This window comes from Comamonas sp. MYb69 (assembly GCF_037479315.1).
GTDB lineage: Bacteria > Pseudomonadota > Gammaproteobacteria > Burkholderiales > Burkholderiaceae_C > Comamonas.
Genome location: NZ_JBBGZG010000007.1, coordinates 14,141 through 35,560 on the forward strand (window position 1 = coordinate 14,141; position 21,420 = coordinate 35,560).

Sequence of the window (21,420 nt, forward strand, 5' to 3'; positions counted from 1 at the left end):
TTTGGAAAATCTAAAATCAGAGCCAACGACAAAAGCCAGGAGACACGATGACCGCCACCTCAACCCTTGCTACACGGCGCGCCAGCATCCGCGAAGTTGGCCTGCGCGATGGCCTGCAAAGCCTGGCCAGCATCGTCAGCACCGCCGACAAATGCGCCTGGATTGACGCCGCCTACGACGCCGGTATGCGCGAGATGGAGGTGGGATCGATGGTGCCCGCGCACCTGCTGCCCCAGCTGGCCGATACCGAAGCCGTTCTCGCCCATGCCTGCAGCAAACCCGGCTTGCTCGCCTCTGTCCTGGTCCCCAACCTCAAAGGCGCCGAGCGCGCCTTGGCAGCGGGCGCGCAGTCGATGGTCGTGCCGTTGTCAGCCAGCCATGCGCACAGCCTGGCCAACCTGCGCAAAACACCTGACGATGTCGTGGCGGAAGTCGCCCGCATCCGCGCAGTGCGCGACGCAGCGGGCAGCCGCGCCCACATTGAAGGCGGCGTGGGTACGGCCTTTGGCTGCACCCTGCAAGGCGATGTGGCCGAAAGCGAGGTGCTGCGCCTGATGCAGGCCTTGCTGGACGCAGGCGCCGACCATGTGAGCCTGGCCGATACCGTGGGCTATGCCGACCCCGACAGCGTGCGCCGTTTGTTTGAAAAAGCCCGGAACCTGGTGGGCGACCGGCTGCGCACCGCCCATTTTCACGACACCCGCGGCATGGGTCTGGCCAACGCCTATGCGGCCTGGCAAACCGGCATCACCCACTTTGACGCCTGCCTGGGCGGCATTGGCGGCTGCCCGCATGCACCGGGTGCCAGTGGCAATGTGACCACCGAAGACCTGGCCTATATGCTGCAGCGCATGGGCATTGATTCGGGTCTGGATGTTCCCGCCCTTTTGCAGCTGCGCCAACGCATGCACGCCTGGCTGCCCAACGAGCGGCTGCACGGCAGCCTGTGGCAAGCCGGCGTGATTGCAGCACCCCGGGCTTCTACCGCCATTTGCGCTTAAGTTTTAAACCAAATCAACCGCTGGCGCTTACCCCATACATGCTGGTGGCCATCAAAATATGAGTACCCCATCTCTCTCCCCATCGCTCCCACTCGCCGGAATCCGCGTGGTCGAATTCACCCACATGGTCATGGGCCCCACCTGCGGCATGGTGCTGGCCGACCTGGGTGCCGAAGTCATCAAGGTTGAACCTGTCGAGGGCGACCGCACGCGCTACTTGCTGGGTGCGGGCGCCGGTTTTTTCCCCATGTTCAATCGCAACAAAAAAAGCATTGCGCTGGACCTGCGCCAGCCCGAGGGACTGGAAGCTGCCATTCGCCTGGCCAGCACTGCCGATGTGGTGGCGCAAAACTTCAAGCCCGGCGTGATGACCAAGTACGGCCTGGATTATGCCGCGCTGTCCAAGCTGAACGAGCGCCTGATCTATGTGAACCACACCGGCTTTTTGCCCGGGCCGTACGAGCACCGCACCGCGCTGGACGAGGTCGTCCAGATGATGGGGGGCCTGGCCTACATGACGGGCCGCCCCGGCGACCCGCTGCGCGCGGGCACCAGCGTGAACGACATCATGGGCGGCATGTTTGGCGCGATCGGCGCCATGGCAGCGCTGATGCAGCGCGCCCAAACCGGCAAGGGGCAAGAGATTGACTCGGCGCTGTTCGAGAACAACGTCTTCCTCGTCGGCCAGCACATGATGCAGTACGCCGTGACGGGCGAGGCGGCCGAGCCCATGCCCAACCGCATCTCGGCCTGGTCGGTGTACGACGTGTTCACCGTCCAAGACGGCGAGCAGATCTTTTTGGCCGCCGTGAGCGATGCCCAGTGGCGCACCATGTGCCAGGCCTTTGGCTGGGCCGATCTACTGGCCAACCCACGCTACACCACCAACAACGAACGCGTACGTGAGCGCCCGGCCCTGCTCGCCGATCTGCGCGCGCGCCTGACCCGCATGGATGTCGCACAGGTCGCCAAAATCTTTGAAGACAACGCTCTGCCCTACGCCCCCATCAGTAAGCCAGAACAACTGCTGGACGACCCGCACCTGCAGGCCTCCGGCGGATTGGCAGAGGTAACGCTGACCGACGGCGAACGCGCCGGCCAAACCGCACAGACCGCCTTGCTGCCGCTGCGCATGGCAGGTGAGCGCCTGGTCGTACGCAAAAACCCGCCGCGCCTGGGCGAGCACACCGCCGAGTTGCTGGCCAGCCTGGGCTACGACGCCGCGCAGATCAGCGCCATGCAGGCCGCCCAGGCAGCTGCATAATGCTACTAATATAAGAGCATACAATCCTTTATAGACAGGCGAAAAGCCGCAATCAGGAGACAAACATGCACCCCACCCGCCCATTCACCCGCCGCACCGCACTGGCCATGGCGCTGGCCAGCCTCACTAGTGGCGCCTTGCCCGCGCTGGCGCAAACCAAGCCGGCAGGGCACGACAAAGCGCTGCGTGTCATCTTGCCGCTATCGGCGGGCTCGGGGGCTGACGGCGCCATTCGCGCCATCAGCACGCCCATCAGCAAAGTCCTGGGCCAGACCCTGGTGATTGAGAACCTGCCTGGCGCAGGCGGCATCACCGGCACGGCGCAGATTGTGCGGGCGTCCAAAGATGGGGACACCATCGGCATCGTCAGCAACAACCACGTCGTCAACCCCAGCCTGTACAAAAACATGCCCTTTGATTCGATCAAGGACATCGCGCCCATCACCATCATCGGCACCACGCCCTTTGTGCTGGTGGCCAACCCCAAGGTGCCCGCACGTACCGTGCAGGAGCTGATTGCCCACGCCAAGGCCCATCCCGGCACGCTCAATTACGGCTCGTCGGGCAATGGCACCATCCTGCATTTGGGCGCTGCCATGTTTGTCGAGCAGGCACAGATCGATGTGCCCCACATCCCCTACAAAGGCACGGGCCAGCTGATGAATGACTTGCTCAGCGGCCAGGTGCAGCTGGGCGTGGTGGCGGTCGCACCCGCCATGGCCCACATCAAGGCCGGGAACCTGCGCGCCATCGGCATCACCAGCTCCAAACGCAGCGCCAGCCTGCCCGATGTGCCCACCATTGCCGAACAAGGCCTGCCGCAGTACGAGCTGGACGGCTGGATCGCCGCCATTGCCCCAGCGGGTGTACCCAAGGCCGAAATAGATCGCCTCTACCAAGGCTTTGTGCAAGGCATTGCCTCCCCAGAAGCCCGCGAAGCGCTCATCGCTCAGGGCTACGAGATCCAGCTCACACCGCCGGATGTGGCGACCCGTTTTATGGCGAGCGAAAAGCTGCGCATGCAGGCGGCGGTGAAAGCCGCACAAGTCAAAATGGATTGAGCCCGCAGATGGATCGAACTCCTCCAAAAAAGGCAGATTCAGACCGCTCTACGCTTTGGAGACTGTCTTTTCGCACGGAGTTGCCACTATGAAACCTTGGATCGCCACCGCTGCCCTGGGTGTTTGGCCCCGGCGTTTGATGGATCAGATTCATCTTGAATCGTTCGGGCTCGGATGACGAAAGCGAGGACGGCAATCGCTGCGCTGCTGTAGTTCAGTTTTGTGAAGCGGCCCGCTGCAACAGGTTGTGAATTCAACCGGTCAATGCAACACAATATCTGCCTAGGGCTGAATGAGTGTTTGTATGAAGCAAACACCGCGGATGTACTGCACCGAAGCTCGCGCCCCGCTGCGCCATGCCACAATCGCGCAGCCCACCACCTCCCCCCAAAGCAACGGAAATGGCCTTGTTCAAGAAGCTGGAGTCTGTCGTATTGTTTGTCGCCGATATCGATGCAGCGGCCGCCTGGTATGCGCAGCTTTTGGGGACGGAGGTGCAGCACGAGAACGCGCACTATGCCTTTGTGCAGGGCCCGGGCCTGTTGATCGGCTTTCATCCCGCCGATGGCAAATGCCCGGGCGGCGTGGGCGGCACCACGGTGTACTGGGAGGTGGCCGATCTGGGCGCTGCCATCGAGCGCCTGCAGGCGCATGGCGCGCGGCTCTACCGGGGACCGATCACGACCAGCCTGGGGGCCACAGCGGCCATGCTGCTGGACCCCTTTGGTTGCAGCCTGGGCTTGCATTGCCCAGCGGGCGGCTAGGCGCGGACGGCCAGTCGTCGGCGGCTAGCTGCGGACGCCAGTTGCGGGCGGCTAGCTGCGGGCGGCTAGCTGCGGGCGGCAAGCCTTTACTGAAGCGCTTGGTCCGGGTTCTGCACCACCTGCAGATGCAGGATGCTGAAGTACAGCGTGATATCGCCTTGCTGGTCGATAAAGGTACCGATCGCGCGCTGCAGCCGGGCGGCAATGCAGAGGCATTCGGTTGCCTCGGGCCGGCCGCCGGGGATGCTTGCGGTGGTCAGCAAGGCCAGCTGGTGCTCACGGCCAAAGTCGTGCACCACCTCCAAGGCCTGGCCATGCTGGGCGGGGATATTGGCATTGGCCCAGCTCCACACAAAGCTGCCTTCGCTCTCGCTGCTGGTGCCCACCAGGCAGACGGTGCCCCGCACTTCATGCAAGGGCGCCTGCAGCACCAGGCTGGCGCTTTCCAGATCCCAGTGGTATTGCGGCGCGCTCTGCAGGCCAAACTGGCGGGGCCACTCGGTATTGCGGGCCATCATGGTCTCGACGGCCTCGCGGCTCCAGGCGGCCCAGTCGGTCTCGCCCCCTTTGGGGCTGGTGGTGGTGTCGTTCATAGCGCTAGCGGTTCAAAATGCAGCCGCCATTGTCGGCCAAACCGGGCCTGCCGATCGGCAACCGCATCGGCCATAAAAAAACCGCCACTTGCACAGGGGCGGTCCATCGTTCAGCAAGCTGAGGGCGCTATCAGTTCAGGCCAAGCATGCCGCGCAGCTTGGACAAGTCTTCGGCCAGCGTGTTGACACGGCCGGCCAGGATCTTGCGGTCGGCCTCGTTCAGCTTGGTGTACAGCTCAAAGCTGCCATCGGGCTTGCGGTACTTGGCCAGGATGTCGAACACGGTCTTGAAGTTCGACGCGGTCTTCTCGACAAAGGCTTTGTCCTTTTTCTCGACCAGGGGGCGCAGCAGTTCAAAAATCTTGTCCGCACCTTCGAAGTTGGCCTGGAAGTCGTCCAGGTCGGTGTGGCTGTAGCGCTCTTCTTCACCCGAGATCTTGGTGGCAGCCACCTCTTCCATCAGCACGGCAGCGCCGCCCACGACCTTTTCTGGCGGGAAGGTCAGGCCGCTCACGCGCTTTTGCAGCTCCTTGGCATCGGCCAGCAGCTTGTCGGCAAAAGGAGTCAGGCCCTTGGTGCTTTTTTCAACCCAGAGGCCGTACTCGATGCGGTGAAAGCCGGTGAAGCCCGGGTCCTTCTCGGCCTTTTCATGGTCATCGGCGCGCGAGTCCATGCTCTTGTCCAGATCGGCAAACAGCTCGGCAATCGGCTCGATGCGCTCGTAAGGGCGGCGCACGGTGGCGTACATCTTCTTGGCCTCTTCGACCTTGCCGGCCTTGACCGCATCGGTGAAGGCCTGCACGCCCTTGACCAGCTCGCGCAGGTTGTTGTTGACGTACAGCTTGTACTCCGTGAGGGGCTTGACCAGCTCCAGCGCAGACACGCCTTCTGCCGCCCAGCTGGACAGGGGAATGACGCTGGCACTGCCGGCCAGCAGCAGGCCTTGCAAGAATTGGCGACGCATGGACATACGAGAACTCCTAGATACTGTTAGATTGATAATTTTTGGCTTCCAGTATCCCAATGCCAAACCCAGGCTGGCGTCCTTCATGAAGATGGACGCGCCCAGGCCTTGCAGTACAGACACCAGTGGCTGGTTAGGAAACGGGATCAGGCCTGCTTGGCGGCAGCAGCCAGCAGGCTGCGGCCCAGCCAGTCATGGGCATCGGCCACGCCGGGCAACACATAGAAAAAGCCGCCGCCAATGGGCTTGATGTATTCTTCGAGCGGCTCGCCGTCGAGCCGCTTTTGCACCGTGACAAAGCCCTTTTCCAGGTCGGCCTGGTAGCAGATGAACAGCAGGCCCATCTCCAGCTGGCCTGACTTGGTCACGCCATTCGAGTAGTTGAAGGGGCGGCGCAGGATCAGGTTGGCCTCGCTGCCATGGTTGCGCGGGTTGGCCAGGCGGATATGCGCATCCATCGGCGTCTTCTTGCCTTCGGGATCGGCCGCATAGTCTGGCGTGTCGTGCTCGGTCTTCTTGCGTGCATCCAGCGGCGCACCACTGTCCTTGTCGCGGCCCATGATGGCCTCTTGCTCGCCCAGCGGCGTGCGGTCCCAGCGCTCGACAAAATTGCGGATGATGCGCACCGCCTGGTAGCTGCCGCCAGCGGCCCAGGCGGGCTCGCCCGACTCGGGCTGCACCCAGACAATGCGGCGCATCATCGCGTCGTCATCGGACTGGGGGTTGGCCGAGCCATCGCGGAAGCCCAGAAAGTTGCGCGCGCTCTCTGCGGGCTGGCCCACGGCGGCTGGGATCGGCGGCACCGAGCCCTCCTGCTTCCAGCGCACCATCAGCAGATCGGGCAGGTTCTTGATGATGTCGCGCAGCGCATGGATATTGGTGTCGGGCGTGTTGGCGCAGAACTGGATCGACAGATCGCCATGGCAGAGCGCGGCCTGCAGCGCGTCATTGGGGTGCTGCTGCATGGGGGTCAGGCGCTTGGGGCACTGGTCCTTCAGACCAAAGCGGCTGTCAAACAGGCTGTGGCCCACAGCCACGGTCACCGTCAGCGCATCGGGCTGCACCACCGGGCCGAGAATGCCCGAGCCCGCAGGCGGCAGCTTGGGGTCGAGCACCGGCTGGGTGCCACCCTGGGTCAGAAAGTGGATGCGCTCGGTCAGGGTCTTGAACAGGCGCTCGAGCTCCGCCTGGTTGCTGGCCAGCACATCAAAGCTGACCAACATGCCGGCTAGCGGCCGGGGCGTGACGATACCGGCCTGGTGCTTGCCGTAGAACGGCACGCGCTGCTGCGACACACTGGTATGCGGGGCATCGGCCACCTGGGTGTTGCCGGGCGAGGCGTCTTCAGCAGCCAGCGCCTGGCGCGCGGGCATGCCGGCCAGCACACCGGCGCCCATGACGCCTGCGGCCTCGCCCAGCCAGCGCCGCCTGGCGGGGTCGGTGCTGCCCGGCACAACGGATTGAGACGCGTTCCTGTTCTTGAATAAAGACATGTGGTGCTTTCTGTGTGTTATTTGTAGAAATAGAAGGCGGAAAGTTTAGGGCTGCAAGCCCAGCGCTGCATTGACCTTGGCCATGCTTTGCGATGCCTGGTAGAGCGCCTGGGCCAGGTTCTGGCACTGCACCGGGTTCAACGCGGTACCGGCGGTGCCCGGCACCTGGCTGTCATCGGCGGGCACGCCCAGCTCTTGCATGCGCTGGCGCAGCTTGGCCAGGCTGTCTTGCAGCTGCTGGTTCAGGCCCGGGTTGGCATTGGCCAGCACGGGGCCCTGCACTTGCTGGGCCTTGTTGGCCGCAGCCCAGCTGCCGTAGACAAACTGCAGCACGGCCAGGCCCTGCTCGGGCGTGGTCGCCTCGCCAGGAATCAAGGTGGAGGCGCGCTCGAGCGCCTTGGCCGCAGCGGCAGCAATCGACTGGGGTTGCAGAGCCGCATCACCCAGGCGCTGGGCCAGTTGCTGCACATCCTGCTGCAAGCTGGTGGCCAGCGGCAGCAGCTGGTCCGCTGCCTCACCCGCTTGCAGGCCAGCGGCAATGCGCTGCAGGCCCACAAAGGCCGGGTCCTTGTCGCGCAGCGCAAAGTCTGCGGCACGCGCATCGATGCGGGCATTCAAATCACCGTACTGCACGGCCAGCGGTGCCAGCTTTTGGTACTGGCCGCGCGCCAGTGCAGCCAGCTGCTGTGCATCGGCAGGGTAGCCGTCCTGCGGCGTCGCACCGGCGTCGAGCGGATGGGCCAGGCGCTGCTGCAGCGCATCGACCATCTCTTGCAGGCTGGCCGTCTCGGTCAGCATATAGACTTGGTACTCGGCCAGTGCGCCCAGGAAGGCAGTCACCGGCGGCTTGGCCGCCTCGGCCTTGAAGGCGTCCGAGGTCGTCACCGTCAGGCTGCCGCGCGCAGCATTGAGCAGGCCGCAGGTCATCTCGTAGTTGCCAGGCACCAGGCGTGCGCTCAGCTGCTGCGTCATGCCCGGCAGAATGTTCTCGCGCTCTTCGAGCACCATCACGCCGTCCAGAATTTCCCACTCCAGCGCGCGCTGCGATTGGTTGACGATGCGGAAAATCACCTTGCCGGCCGGCACCGTCACCGTATTGGGGGTGCAAGTGCCCTGGTTGATTTCGATGGTCACCACCGGCACGCCATCGGCCGAGGTGGCGCTACCCGCAGCAGCACCGCTGGCATGCGGCGCCGTCGATGCCTGCCAGAAGGCTGCGGCGCCCAGCAGGAACACGACGACACTGCCCAGCACCACCGGGCCCAGACGGGGCGCAGATTCGGCAGCGGGCATGGGGGTCGGTGCAGCGGCGGGGGTGGATGCGGCATGCGCGCCGGCCACCGCAGGCGCCGCCTTGACTGGCCAGAAGAACATCACCAAGGTCACGGCCAGGTACAACGCCCAGGCCAGCACTTCGCCGACGACCGGCGCATGCATATAGCCCAGCAAGCCACCCAGAATCACGCCCAGCGGGCTGTCTTCGGGCAGCACAGCGCTGCTGTCGAACACCACTTGCTGCAGCTGGTTCCAGACACCGGCCTCATGCAGGCGGCGCACGGCGCCAGCCAGCAGGCCAGCGGCCACGACCAGGATAAAGATGCCGGTGTAGCGGAAGAACTGGCGCAGATTGATGCGCACGCCGCCTTTGTAGAGTCCAATGCCCAGCAGCACCGACAGTGCCACGCCGAGGAAGGCGCCAGCAGCGGCACTCCAGCCCGAACTTTGCTGGAAGATGGCGAGCAAGAAGAAGACGGATTCGACGCCTTCGCGGGCGACGGCCAAAAAGACCATGCCGATCAGCGCCCAGCTGGCACTGCCCGAGGTGCTGAGCGCCTTGTCGACCGAGGCCTGCAACTCGCCCTTGATCGAGCGCGAGGCCTTGCGCATCCAGAACACCATGCCCGTCAGCATGCCCACCGCGATAAAACCGACCAGGCCCTCAAACAGCTCCTGCTGCTTTTGCGGAAACTCGGCGGCCATCCACTGCAGGCCAGCGCCCACGAAAAGCGACAGGCCCAGCGCGAGAAACACCCCGGCCCAGACGGCGGGCATCAGGCGCGCGCGGCCCGTGTGGCGAAGGAAACTGGCAATGATGCCAACGATCAGCGCGGCCTCGATGCCCTCGCGCAACATAATCAAAAATGGAACCAGCATGTAATGTGTTGCTCAAGCCGGCGCGCAGGCCAAGGGCCGCGCCGCCCGCTGATCTTTCTCAGTTCTGTCGATAAATGCCCAACCGTGCCGAACGGCCCAGGGCCTGCCGCAGGCAGACAATGCGGCGATGCAGCAAAGGCAGGTGCAGCATGTTAAGACCAAACTGCCGTCGCAGTCAGCGCATCCGCAGGCCGCCTACACGCAGGCACAGCATTTACAAGCAAAAACGTATATCTTATCATCGCGCACATGGCTTTGAAGCTATCAATTAGATAGCAACCGCCATTCGCAAAACACCCCTGCCGCCAGCATGGCGTAAGGCTGGCTTCAGAGTCAGCTGGCCCAAGGCCAGCGGCAAGCGCTGCGATTCGCCACTACAGGCCGAGCTTTTCGGTGAACCGCACCAGATCGGCCAGCGAGCTCAGCTGCAGCTTGCGCATCGCATTGCCACGCCGCACTTTGACCGTCACCTCACTCAGCTGCAGCTGGTGGGCAATCTGCTTGTTGAGCAGGCCCTGCACCACGAGCCGCACCACCTCGCGCTCGCCATCAGAGAGCGACTGCCAGCGGCCATGGCTCTCGGCGCGGTCGGCAGCCTGCAGGCGCCGGGCGCGGTCTTGTGCAATGCCGTGGTGGATGGCGTCGAGCAGATCCTGGTCGCGAAAAGGCTTGGCCAGAAAGTCAATCGCGCCCTGCTTGATGGCCTTGACGCCCATCGCAATATCGCCGTGCCCGGTGATGAAGACCACGGGCAGCAGCAGGCCCAGGCTCTGCATCTGGCGCTGGAACTCCATGCCGCTTTGCCCCGGCATGCGCACATCGAGCACCAGGCAGGCGGGCGCATCAGCGGGCGGATGCGCCAGAAATTTGGCAGCCGATGCAAAAGCGCGCACCGGCAGGCCGACAGAGGCGAGCAGATCCTCCAGCGCGGCGCGCACCGAGTGGTCGTCATCAACCACATAGACCATGGCAGGCGCCGTCATGCCGCGCCCTCCTCCTGCGCCACCGGAAGGCTGAAAGCAAACACCGCCCCGGCTGGTGCATGGGGCTGCGCCCAGATATGGCCGCCATTGGCCTCGACAATGCTGCGGCTGATGCTTAGCCCCACGCCAATGCCCTCGTGCTTGGTGGTCCAGAAAGGTTCAAACACCTGCTCCTGCGCGCCGGCGGGCAGGCCCGGGCCGCCATCCGATACCCGAAACACCAGCTTGTCCTGCTGCTGCAGCGATTCCACCAGAATGGTGCGGCGCGCGACATCGACCAAGGCCGTGGCCTCCATCGCATTGAGCACCAGATTGCCGATGACCTGCTGGACCTGCACCGGATCGGCCAGCGCCAGCGGCAGGCCGGGCGCCAGATCGGCACGCATCGCGATGTTCAGGCGCTGCATCTCGGCCTGCGACAGCGCCAGCACTTCGCGCACGGCGGCATTGAAGACAAAGGGCCTGGGGCTGGCAGGCTCGCCCTTGCTGAGCTTGCGCACCCGGCCAATGATGGCGCTGGCCCGGTCCGCATCGCCCAGGATGCGCAGGAGCGCCTGCCGGGCCTTGTCCAGGTTGGGCGGGTCTTGGTCCATCCAGCGCTGGCAGGCATGGCCGCTGGTGACGATCGCCGCCAAGGGCTGGTTCAGCTCATGCGCAATCGAGGTGGTCAGGCCCTCCAGGCTGTGGATGCGCGAGATGCGCAAGAGCCTGGCCTGGGCCTCATGGGCGGCAGCGCGCGCCAATTCCGCCCTGCAGGCCAGGTAGCCGGTGATCAGAATCGCCACTGTGCTGATGAGCATATTGATCCGGCCTGCTTGCTGGTCGCCATAGCTGGTGATGAAAAAGCTCAGCCAGGTCAGGGCAACGCAGCTGCCGGTGAGCGCCATGAGCCCCCGCAAGGCCAGCACATGGGCCATCGCGACAATGACCACGGTGTAGAACACCGACACCGCCACCTCATACCGGGTTGCCGTGTCGATCAGAAACAGCAGAGCCAGCGCAAGCCCCATGCCCATGACATGCAGGCCTGGGCGGCGCCAGAGTTGGGGTGGCAGGAACGGGATCTTCATCAGAAACGCGCAGACAAAGCGGCGCTGGGTAGCAGGGATCGCAAAAGGCTACCACGCCAGGCGCCATGGGGCGCAAAAGCCCACCCCATCAAAAACGGGTGTTCAGCCCAAACGCCAGCTGGCTCACTGAGGGCTGGCTTGCATCCAAGGCCACATCCATGGCGTAAGCCCGGCCATGGGCGGCAAAGGCATAGACACTGGTGCGCAGCGACAACGGGTAGATGTAGCCCAGCGACACCACCTGGCTGGTCCGGGCGCGCGCGCCGCTGTCCTGCCAATCCCAGTTGGGCCGCGCCTGGGACCACTGCATCTGGAACTCACCACGGCCCAAGGGAATGGACGCAGCCAGATAGAACGCATCCAGGCGGCCTCCATCGATGAACTCGATGGGCCCCAAACCCTTGAGCCCGGCCGCCTGCAACTGCGCCGGCCCATCGCCGCCATTGCGCCCGACAAAGCCATTGCGCTGGCGACTCCAGCCCGCCGCCAGGCGTGCCACGCCAAAGTTGTAGCTGGCGCCCAGCTGCGCGGCGCTGGGGCGCCGGCCAGCCAAGGCGGCGTCCCAACGGACGGCACTGGCTTGCTCCCAGCTCGCAGCCAGCAGCCAGGGGCCGTCCTCATAGCGCAGCGCCAAGCTATAGAGCTTGTAGGTGGCGCTGCCCGTCGTGCCTGCGGCTGGCGCGTCACCTGCGTCAAAGCTGTAACTGGCGCCCAGCTGCACACCGCCCCACTGCGGGCTGCGCCAGCTGAGCTGCTTGGACACCTGGTAGTTGTCCGAGGCCCGCAACAAGGCACCCACGCCAAAGCCGCGCCAGGCCCCCACCTCGATCGCGCTGACATAGGCCTGGCCCACGGTGTACTGGCGCCCCAGGCGCAGCTCGCCCAGGCTCGCATTGCCCACCCCCACCCAGGACTGGTAGTTGAACGGCCTTGCTGGGTCATCGGGCGCGCCGTGGGCGGCATCCAGCCCGCCTTCCAGCGCAAAGGCGGCGTAGCTGCTGCCACCCAGCGCCTCACGGCCCTGCAGGCCCCAGAGCGAATCGGACAGGCCGCCGCTCAGCAGGCTCTTTTGCGTTGGCGCCCCGCTCACCCGGGTTGCGCTGATGGCGGCATCGACGGTGCCATACAGGCGCACGCTCGTCTGCGCCTGGGCCGGCATCGCCACCATGGCGGCCAGCAAAGCTGCACACAAGGGCCATATGCGGGCCCGAGGCTGGTGCCGCAGAGGCTGCCGGGGCTCGGTGGAGCGAGGGTGGGAGAGGATTGGAAAAAGCAGCATGGGATTGTCACAGCGGCAGCACGCCGCCAAGGACCCTCTCATGCATTCAGCGGCGAGATGGCCTTGGCGCGGCAGCCCAGGAGGAGGTGGTGGTTGTGTACGGCAAAGCAAGGCAGCGCTTGCAGCAGCGCATGGCAGGCTCAGGATCGGGGTCCATGGCTTTTCTCCTGCGAAGAATTTGGAGGGATACCCATGCCCTGCTTCAACAACTGAAGCGCACATCGGCGGCAATCGCCGAGACGGAACAGGGCGCAGCGTCATCGCTTTTTATGCAGGCCATGCCATCGGCGACGACAGAGCGGATTCTCGCAGGCCGATCGCTGCTTTGCCAGTGGCCCTGGGCATGCATGTCACCGCCATTGGGATGGCATGCATATACCTTGGTATAGATGGCAGACAACAGGCCTGGACAAGGCGACTACCCAGCGCCCTGAGCGCCTCGTCCAGGCCCTCCATAAGCCAGGCTTCGCTCAGGCAAAGACATGGCTGAACAGCCAGTACAGGCTACCCGAGAGCAGCATCGCGCATGGCAGGGTCAGCACCCAGGCCAGCGCAATATTGCGCAAGGTGGAGGCCTGCAGGCCCGATCCATTGGCGGTCATCACGCCGGCAATGCCCGATGACAGCACATGGGTGGTGGAGACCGGCAGGCCAAAGGAATCGGCTGCGCCGATGGTGGTCATCGCGACCAGTTCAGCCGCCGCGCCCTGGCCGTAGGTCAGATGGGTCTTGCCAATCTTTTCGCCAACGGTCTTCACAATGCGCTTCCAGCCCACCATCGTGCCCAGCCCCAAGGCAATGGCCACCACCACCTTGACCCAGACAGGAATGAATTTAGTGGAGGTGTTCAACTCGGCCTGAAAGGCCTGGAGCTGTGCCTTGCTGGCATCGTTCAGTGCCATCGCATCGCTCTTGGTCAGCACGGAAATGGTCTCTGAGGCCAGGAACATGTCGTTGCGCACATTGCCCACCGCCGTGGCGGGCACCTTGGCCAGCGATCCGTATTCCTGCACCTGCTTGCCAATGCTGCCGGCCAGCTCGGCCAGGGCGGGAACCACCTCGGGCTTGGCCTCCTTGGTACGGATGAACTCGGACACGGTGCTGCGCGCCAGCGCATCGGTCGCAGGCGCTGGCAGGGTCGAGACCTTGGCCAGATTGGCCTGCGTGGCATAGGCAACCTCGACAAACTGGGGCGTGTGCTGCTCGGTCACGGCATGGTTCAAGCCATAGGCCATCGGCACCACACCCACCAAGATCAGCATGATCAAGCCCATGCCCTTTTGCCCATCGTTGGAGCCGTGGGCAAATGAGACACCGGTGCAGGTGAAGATCAGCAAAATGCGGATCCACAGCGGAGGCGCGCTGCCGGTGGGCTCTTCGTACAGGGTGCGGTTCTTGACCAGCGCCTTCATGGCCAGCAGCAGCAACGCGGCGCAGACAAAGCCCACCACCGGCGAGACCAGCAAGGCCTTGAAGACGCCCCAGACCTGGTGGCCGTCCACACCGCTCATCGCGTCACGGCCGCGCATCAGCGCATTGGCCACGCCCACGCCAATCACCGAGCCCACCATCGTGTGCGATGACGACGCGGGCAGACCCAGCCACCAGGTGCCCAGGTTCCAGATGATCGCGGCAATGAGCAGCGCAAACACCATCGCAAAGCCCGCGCCGGACGTGACTTGCAAGATCAGCTCGACCGGCAGCAGCGAGATGATGCCGTAGGCCACGGCGCCGCTGGAGGTGAGCACGCCCAGAAAGTTGAACAGGCCCGACCAGACCACCGCCACATTGGGTGGCATCGAATGGGTGTAGATAACGGTGGCTACGGCGTTGGCCGTGTCGTGGAAGCCGTTGACAAACTCAAAGCCCAGCGCAATCAGCAGCGCCACCGCCAGCAGCAGGAAAGCCACCATGGTGATGCTGTTGCCGCCCGGCGAGTCGGTGACGTCCGTCACCAAGGCCCAGGCCATATAGCCCAGGCCAATGCCCAGCAAACCCAGAAAGATCACGACCTGCACGGGGCTGGTTCTTTGATCGAAATTTGGTTTGACAGCGCCCGCTGACAAACCTGCCGAAGAGGCCATGGAACTGCTCATGTCGTTTATGTGCCGGTGGCACTGTGTTGTGTTTAGACATTTGCAATTTTGTTCAACGTGTGTGACAAGATCATTACCATAAGATAATGTTTGCTAATGTTTGATTGCTTTTGCAAATCATCCATTAGTATTTCATCTTGTTAAAAAATACCCGTAAATGCTTCATACCGACTCAGCTGCCGCTGCCAAAGATGGCGCTGATCGCGTCTCCCCAGAACCCAGCGGTGCCTGCCAGGCGCACTTCCGCACGCGGCGATAAAACACACGAAAAAAATACCGACAGCCCTCACGGGTCTGCCGGTTTTACTTGGATGATCGCAACCCGGGCGGCATCAGCCAGCCCAGGCCTGGGCTTTATCAGCCCAGTGCAGCCACCGCTGCGTTGAAGGTGCTGCTGGGGCGCATCACGGCGTCCAGCTTGGCTGCGTCAGGCTGGTAGTAGCCGCCGATGTCGGCAGGCTTGCCTTGCACGTCCTTGAGTTCGCCGACGATCTTGGCTTCGTTCTCGGCCAGGCTCTTGGCCAGGGGCGCAAACTTGGCTGCCAGTTCGGCATCGGTGGTTTGCGCGGCCAGCGCCTGGGCCCAGTACAGCGCGATGTAGAACTGCGAGCCACGGTTGTCCAGCTCACCGGTGCGGCGCGATGGCGACTTGTTCTCGTCAAGCAGCTTGCCGGTGGCCTGGTCCAGGGTCTGGGCCAGCAGCTTGGCGCGCTCGTTGTTGTTCTTGATGCCCAGCTCTTCGAAAGAGACGGCCAGCGCCAGGAACTCGCCCAGCGAATCCCAGCGCAGGTGGTTTTCTTCGACCAGCTGCTCGACATGCTTGGGGGCCGAGCCGCCAGCGCCGGTTTCGTACAGACCGCCGCCTTGCATCAGTGGCACCACCGACAGCATCTTGGCCGAGGTACCCAGCTCCAGGATCGGGAACAGGTCGGTCAGGTAGTCACGCAGGATGTTGCCGGTCACCGAGATGGTGTCCAGGCCACGGGCTGCGCGCTCCAGCGTGAAGCGCATCGCGCGCACTTGCGACAGGATATGGATGTCCAGGCCGTTCGTGTCGTGGTCCTTCAGGTAGGTTTGCACCTTCTTGATCAGCTCGGCTTCGTGTGGGCGGTAGGGATCCAGCCAGAACACGGCAGGCATGCCGGAGTTGCGGGCGCGGGTGACAGCCAGCTTGACCCAGTCGCGGATTGGCGCATCCTTGACCTGGCACATGCGCCAGATGTCGCCCTGCTCCACGTTCTGGCTCATCAGCACTTCGCCGGTGGCGATGTCGACGATGTTGGCCACGCCGTCTTCGCTGATCTCGAAGGTCTTGTCGTGCGAGCCGTATTCCTCGGCCTTTTGCGCCATCAGACCCACGTTGGGCACGGTGCCCATGGTCTTGGGGTCGAAGTTGCCGTGCCACTTGCAGAAGTTGATCACTTCCTGGTAGATGCGGGCAAAGGTCGACTCAGGCATCACGGCCTTGCAGTCGTAAGGCTTGCCATCGGCGCCCCACATCTTGCCGCCGGCGCGGATCATCGCAGGCATCGATGCGTCCACGATCACGTCGTTGGGCGAATGGAAGTTGGTGATGCCCTTGGCAGAGTCCACCATGGCCAGCGCTGGGCGGCCTTCCTGGCACTTGTGCAGGTCGCGGATGATTTCTTCGCGTTGCGAGGCAGGCAGGGTTTCAATCTTTTCGTACAGATTGGCCATGCCGTTGTTCACGTTCACGCCCAGCTGATCGAACAGCTTGCCGTGCTTCTCGAACGCTTCCTTGTAGAAAATGCGCACGCAGTGACCGAACACGATGGGGTGGGACACCTTCATCATCGTGGCCTTGACGTGCAGCGAGAACAAAATGCCCGACTGCTTGCAGTCTTCGATTTCCTTTTCGTAGAAAGCCAGCAGGGCCTTCTTGCTCATGAACATCGAATCGACCACTTCGGCGTCCTGCAGCTTGACCTTGTCCTTGAGCACCACGGTCTTGCCGGACTTGGTCTCCAGCACCATCTTCACTTCGCGGGCCTTGTCCAGCGTCATGGACTTTTCGCCGTGGTAGAAGTCGCCCTCTTCCATGTGCGAGACATGGGTTTGCGACCACTGCTTCCACTCGCCCATCGAATGGGGGTGCTTCTTGGCGTAGTTCTTCACAGCCAGCGGTGCGCGGCGGTCTGAGTTGCCTTCGCGCAGCACGGGGTTCACGGCCGAGCCGATGCACTTGCTGTAGCGCGCCTTGATGTCTTTTTCTGCATCGTTGGCAGGGCTGTCTGGGTAGTCAGGCAGCTTGTAGCCGTGGTCTTGCAGCTCCTTGATCGCTTCTTGCAGCTGGCCCACCGACGCGGAAATATTGGGCAGCTTGATGATGTTGGCATCGGGCGTCAGGGTCAGCTTGCCCAGGTCGGCCAGGTTGTTGGGCACGCGCTGTGCTTCGGTCAGAAACTCGGGGAATTCACCCAGAATGCGGGCTGCCAGCGAAATATCACTCTCGGCCACATTGATGCCAGCGGCGCTCGCAAAGCTGCGAACAACCGGCAAGAACGCTGCGGTCGCCAGACGAGGCGCTTCGTCGGTCAGGGTGTAGATGATGGTGGGTTGCTGGGTAGTCATCTGGTCTTTCAAGTGGCAAAAGTTCTGATGTGCGTCGCGCCTTGGCCGGTCTCCACAGCCCAGGGCGCGCCCGCGTAAACTCCGTCATGATGTACCGCGCGCTGCATGTTGGGAAGCCTGTCCCTCAAATGCTGCAATGCAATATCACAATACGGAATTCAACGCCAAGGATTGTCGCTGCTTTTTAAGTCTTATACAAGAGTTGGCCCAGCGATTTGTTGAGGCATCTGAGCCTGCTGACGCAAAATACGGGGCTAGCTGCCGTTATGCCAGCGCTGCACGACAGCGCTGTGAAACCCCAATCCGCCTCCGATCCACCGCCTTGCAGCTCTTTTCACCGCGACACGCCTGCCGACATGACCACGCCCCTGCCCTCCGCCCTCACCTTGCATGAAGCCGATGTGCAGTGGACGGCCATCCGCGCCCAGGGGCCCGGCGGGCAGAACGTCAACAAGGTCAGCTGCGCCATCCACCTGCGCTTTGATGTGCGCGCCTCGCGCCTGCCCGAGCCGGTGCAGACCCGCTTGCTCGCGCTGGCCGATTCACGCATCACCCAGGAAGGCGTGGTCGTCATCAAGGCCCAGAGCTACCGCACCCAGGAGCAAAACCTCTGGGATGCGCTTGAGCGCCTCAACGCCTTGGTGGCAAGCGTGGCGGTGGAGCCGCGCAAGCGCCGCGCCACCAAGCCGACCTGGGGCTCGCAGCAGCGCCGCCTGCAAAGCAAGAGCCTGCGTGCCAATGTCAAAGCCCAACGCGGCAAGGTGCGGGATTGACCATGCACCGCGCCCACTGGCAGAGGGCCGGTGATAATAAGAAGTAATCTCATTTGCCAACGCCTGAATTTCCATGAACGTGCGACGCAGCATCCTGATCGTCGATGACCACCAAAGCATCCGCGACCCTCTTGCCACTTTCATGCGCCGCTATGACTTCGATGTCGACACCGCCGGTGATGGCATCGCCATGCGGCAACTGCTCAAAGACCACCGCTACGACCTCATCATCCTGGACGTGATGCTGCCCGGCGAGGACGGCCTGTCGCTGTGCGGCTTTGTTGCCGAACACATCGGCACCCCCGTCATCTTGCTGACCGCGATGACCGACCAGGCCGACCGGGTGGCAGGCCTGGAGATTGGCGCCGACGACTATGTGCTCAAGCCCTTTGACCCGCGCGAGCTGGTGGCGCGGGTGCGCAGCGTGCTGCGGCGCGGCGCGCGCAGGCGGGCTGACGATGCGGCGCAATCGCCCCCTGCGCAAGAATCCTTGGCAGAAAAGCGCTACACCTTTGAAGGCTGGTCCTTTGACCTGACCACGCGCGAGCTGCAGGATCCTGGCCTCAGCCCCGTGCCACTGACCACCGCGGAGTTCCACCTGCTGCGCGCGCTGCTGGAGAACCCCAACCGCGTGCTCAGCCGCCAGCAATTGATGGACCTGACCCAGCGCGAAGGCGCCGCGTTTTTTGACCGCAGCATCGACACCCAGATCAGCCGGCTGCGCAAAAAGCTCGAATCCGACCCGCGCCAGCCCCGCATGCTCAAGACCGTACGCGGCGACGGCTACCTGCTGGCGGCCAGAAACATCCGCCTCGCACCATGAAGCTGCTGCCGCGCACCTTGGCCGGCCAGTTGCTCGCGCTGTTGCTGCTGGCCCTGGTCGTCGCTCACCTGGCCGCCGTCTTGCTGCTCACCTGGCTGCGCCAGGACAGTGACGTGGTCCACCCGCTGTCTGCCCACACCATCGAGACCCGGGTGGCCGCCGCCTACCGCGCGCTGGAGAGCAGCCCCGAATCCGCCCAGCGCCTGGTGCAAAGCATCAGCCTGCCCGATTCGCAGTTCCGCATCCGCCCGCGCCCTTTTGATGACGGCCAGCCCGTCACCGAGCAGGAAGCCAAGCTCACCGCCAGGCTGCAGGAGCGCCTGGGCCTGGATGCGGGCGCCAACGCTGCAGACCCACCGGTGCGCATCCATCTGCGCATGCGCTCACCCCTGGCAGCCAGCCAGGCCGGCGATGTGGACCAGGACATCCTCGCGCTGCTGAGCCCGGCGTTCGAAGAAGATGGCAGCTGGATGCTGCATGTCGATGTGCGCCTGCCCGATGGCCAGTGGCTCAGCAGCTGGCACCTGCCCACCATGCTGCTCAGCCACTGGAGCCGGGTGCTGAGTTTTTCCATCCCCGTGGGCATGCTGCCCATCATCGTCATTGCGGTGCTGTTTGGCCGGCGCATCATGCAGCCGCTGCGCATGCTCACCGAGGCGGCCCAGCGCATCAGCCGGGGCGAGCGCTCCGCGCACCTGCCGCTGTCCGGGCCCGAAGGCGTGCGCGAAATCATCGAGGCCTTCAACGAAATGCAGGACCGCTTGCTCGGCGTCGTCAACGACCGCACCCGCATGGTCGCCGCCATTGGACACGACCTGCGCACCCCCCTCACCTCGCTGCGCATCCGCGCCGAGCTGGTGGACGATGACGAGCTGCGCCAGGCGATGGTGAGCACCATCAACGAGATGCACAGCATGGTCGAAGAGATCCTGCACTTTGCCCAGGACGATGCGATGCGCGAAACCACCCAGCCGGTAGACCTGGATGCGCTGGTCGGCGAGGTCGTCGAGCAGCAGCGTAGCCTGGGCCGCCAAGTGGACTGGACGCCCCCCCCCAGCATCAGCTACCGCTGCCGCCCGGCCCACCTCAAGCGCGCTCTCGCCAACCTGATCGACAATGCCGCGCGCTACGGCCGTGTGCAGGTCCGGCTGACCGTGCCGGATGCCGCAGACCCGGGCACCGCCGGCACGCTGCGCATGGAGATCGAAGACGAAGGCCCCGGCATTGCGCCCCAGGACATGGAGCGGGCCTTTCGGCCCTTTAGCCGGCTGGAGGTCGCCCGCAACGGGGAGACCGGTGGCTTTGGCTTGGGGCTGGCGATTGCGCGCTCATGCGTGCGGGCGCATGGGGGTGAGCTGAAGCTGCATAACCGCAGTGAGGGTGGGTTAAGGGCGGTGATTGAGTTGCCGGCTTGAGGGCTGATCCAAAGCTGCCGTTAGACTTGCTGAAATCATATATTTATGCCGCACACTCGTTATCCAACCGCGTTAAATAACAATGAACCTCGATGCCAATAGATAATTACCAGCCAGTATTCGTCACGGCAACAAATCAAAGCATTATTTGAAATTAATCCATATAATCATTATCAATTATCTCATATATTATGACCCAGGAAAAAAGAAATCTTTAGAAACTATTTCAAAAATATGAAATTTTTATTAGCGAGAAATATTATATCTCACGAAGATTTCTAAAGAGTCTACTATTCAGGAACCCCAGATAAAAATAGCACTGCAAAAACTTTCTTACACTATATTTAAAGGTACCCAATTGGATTACTCAACACTCATATCTTCTTCTGTGGTATCAGCTCTGGTCGCTGCTTTAGTTACTTTGCGCACCAGCGAGCGGAAAATTCAAGTCGAAAACGTTACTGCGGAACGCGCCAAGTGGCGCACAGCGATGCGTGTTTTGGCGGCCAATCTAACAAAAGCCGCACAATCGAAAGATTGCGACCAAGTCTTACATCTTTGTAATCAGCTCGAGTTGAACTTAAATCCATTTGACAACGAAGATCAAGCCCTTGTTATTGCCGCACGAAACCTTGCGGACCCAAATAAGCTAGAGGAGCACACAAAAGAATTTTGCACTAGGATGGCTCTGCTTTTAAAACATGATTGGGATCGTGCAAAACGTGAGGCGAAGCCTTGGTTTCACCGTAGCAGTGAAGCCCGTCGGATTTCGTATTTCGATCACATATGTGACAGTCAAGCTACAAATTCTCGCTCGAGAGCAACACATAAATCTAGCGACTTAGTCAGCTACTTCATCTCACTTGCTGCCTCGGCAGGAATAATATTTTTCCTATCCGCCGGGCTAGTTGAACCATTTCAAAAATTGATCAAGGTATTTAATGACACAACGATCCACAAGTCATTGAATGAATGGATAACGTTCTTCGGTTGGTCGATTTTTTATGGCTCAATATGGTCTGCAACTTATCTTTGGTTCAAAAGCTGTGAAAAGAAGTTCTTAGAAATATGGTTTTCCAAGTGAATACTCACTAA

Annotated in this window: 17 protein-coding genes; 8 read left to right on the plus strand and 9 right to left on the minus strand. The window is 62.6% G+C overall.

Features of this window, described 5'->3' with window-relative positions; translation table 11 throughout:
- The first annotated feature begins 47 nt into the window (after window positions 1–47).
- The 4 genes from WH303_RS11160 to WH303_RS11175 all read left to right on the plus strand — a co-directional run bounded on the left by WH303_RS11160 (window position 48) and on the right by WH303_RS11175 (window position 4,090).
- Window positions 48–1,001 (plus strand): hydroxymethylglutaryl-CoA lyase, encoded by a 954-nt coding sequence (locus WH303_RS11160; protein WP_339518496.1) that lies wholly within the window; start codon window positions 48–50, stop codon window positions 999–1,001.
- A 58-nt stretch (window positions 1,002–1,059) separates the two neighbouring features.
- Window positions 1,060–2,265 carry a CaiB/BaiF CoA transferase family protein gene (locus WH303_RS11165; protein ID WP_339518497.1) on the plus strand — a complete coding sequence of 402 codons (1,206 nt, stop codon included), beginning with the start codon at window positions 1,060–1,062 and terminating at the stop codon, window positions 2,263–2,265.
- Window positions 2,266–2,330: 65 nt separating this feature from the next.
- Window positions 2,331–3,326 carry a Bug family tripartite tricarboxylate transporter substrate binding protein gene (locus tag WH303_RS11170; RefSeq protein WP_339518499.1) on the plus strand — a complete coding sequence of 332 codons (996 nt, stop codon included), beginning with the start codon at window positions 2,331–2,333 and terminating at the stop codon, window positions 3,324–3,326.
- 401 nt (window positions 3,327–3,727) lie between these two features.
- Entirely contained in the window at window positions 3,728–4,090 is a 363-nt protein-coding gene (locus tag WH303_RS11175) for a VOC family protein (RefSeq protein ID WP_339518500.1), read from the plus strand.
- An 86-nt stretch (window positions 4,091–4,176) separates the two neighbouring features.
- On the opposite strand, the gene WH303_RS11180 is transcribed toward WH303_RS11175, so the two are convergent.
- The 9 genes from WH303_RS11180 to WH303_RS11220 all read right to left on the minus strand — a co-directional run bounded on the left by WH303_RS11180 (window position 4,177) and on the right by WH303_RS11220 (window position 17,314).
- Complete coding sequence (locus WH303_RS11180) at window positions 4,177–4,683, minus strand: DUF6882 domain-containing protein (protein WP_339518501.1); 507 nt, start codon at window positions 4,681–4,683, stop codon at window positions 4,177–4,179.
- A gap of 130 nt (window positions 4,684–4,813) precedes the next feature.
- A complete protein-coding gene (gene efeO / locus WH303_RS11185) occupies window positions 4,814–5,653 on the minus strand; it encodes an iron uptake system protein EfeO (protein WP_339518502.1) in 840 nt (279 codons plus the stop codon).
- A 140-nt stretch (window positions 5,654–5,793) separates the two neighbouring features.
- Window positions 5,794–7,140, minus strand: a complete 1,347-nt coding sequence (gene efeB / locus WH303_RS11190) for an iron uptake transporter deferrochelatase/peroxidase subunit (RefSeq protein ID WP_339518503.1) — start codon at window positions 7,138–7,140, stop codon at window positions 5,794–5,796.
- Window positions 7,141–7,185: 45 nt separating this feature from the next.
- Window positions 7,186–9,294 (minus strand): iron uptake transporter permease EfeU, encoded by a 2,109-nt coding sequence (efeU, locus tag WH303_RS11195; protein ID WP_339518505.1) that lies wholly within the window; start codon window positions 9,292–9,294, stop codon window positions 7,186–7,188.
- A gap of 374 nt (window positions 9,295–9,668) precedes the next feature.
- Complete coding sequence (locus WH303_RS11200) at window positions 9,669–10,277, minus strand: response regulator transcription factor (protein WP_339518507.1); 609 nt, start codon at window positions 10,275–10,277, stop codon at window positions 9,669–9,671.
- Window positions 10,274–11,347 (minus strand): sensor histidine kinase, encoded by a 1,074-nt coding sequence (locus WH303_RS11205; RefSeq protein WP_339518508.1) that lies wholly within the window; start codon window positions 11,345–11,347, stop codon window positions 10,274–10,276. Before WH303_RS11205 ends, WH303_RS11200 begins: the two co-directional genes overlap by 4 nt.
- An 88-nt stretch (window positions 11,348–11,435) precedes the next feature.
- A complete protein-coding gene (locus WH303_RS11210; protein WP_339518509.1) occupies window positions 11,436–12,539 on the minus strand; it encodes a porin in 1,104 nt (367 codons plus the stop codon).
- 557 nt (window positions 12,540–13,096) lie between these two features.
- Entirely contained in the window at window positions 13,097–14,722 is a 1,626-nt protein-coding gene (locus tag WH303_RS11215; RefSeq protein WP_445228277.1) for an inorganic phosphate transporter, read from the minus strand.
- Between the two features lie 357 nt (window positions 14,723–15,079).
- Window positions 15,080–17,314, minus strand: a complete 2,235-nt coding sequence (locus WH303_RS11220; RefSeq protein WP_027010657.1) for an NADP-dependent isocitrate dehydrogenase — start codon at window positions 17,312–17,314, stop codon at window positions 15,080–15,082.
- A 356-nt stretch (window positions 17,315–17,670) separates the two neighbouring features.
- On the opposite strand from WH303_RS11220, the gene arfB reads away from it, so the two are divergent.
- The 4 genes from arfB (at window position 17,671) to WH303_RS11240 (ending at window position 21,409) form a co-directional block, all read left to right on the plus strand.
- Window positions 17,671–18,087, plus strand: coding sequence for an alternative ribosome rescue aminoacyl-tRNA hydrolase ArfB (arfB, locus tag WH303_RS11225; RefSeq protein WP_133858423.1), 417 nt, complete (start codon window positions 17,671–17,673; stop codon window positions 18,085–18,087).
- Window positions 18,088–18,160: 73 nt separating this feature from the next.
- On the plus strand, window positions 18,161–18,910 hold the full coding sequence (locus WH303_RS11230; protein ID WP_339518510.1) for a response regulator transcription factor: 750 nt from the start codon (window positions 18,161–18,163) through the stop codon (window positions 18,908–18,910).
- Window positions 18,907–20,325, plus strand: a complete 1,419-nt coding sequence (locus WH303_RS11235) for an ATP-binding protein (RefSeq protein ID WP_339518511.1) — start codon at window positions 18,907–18,909, stop codon at window positions 20,323–20,325. Before WH303_RS11230 ends, WH303_RS11235 begins: the two co-directional genes overlap by 4 nt.
- Window positions 20,326–20,683: 358 nt before the next feature.
- Window positions 20,684–21,409 carry a hypothetical protein gene (locus WH303_RS11240; protein ID WP_339518512.1) on the plus strand — a complete coding sequence of 242 codons (726 nt, stop codon included), beginning with the start codon at window positions 20,684–20,686 and terminating at the stop codon, window positions 21,407–21,409.
- Window positions 21,410–21,420 lie beyond the last annotated feature (11 nt).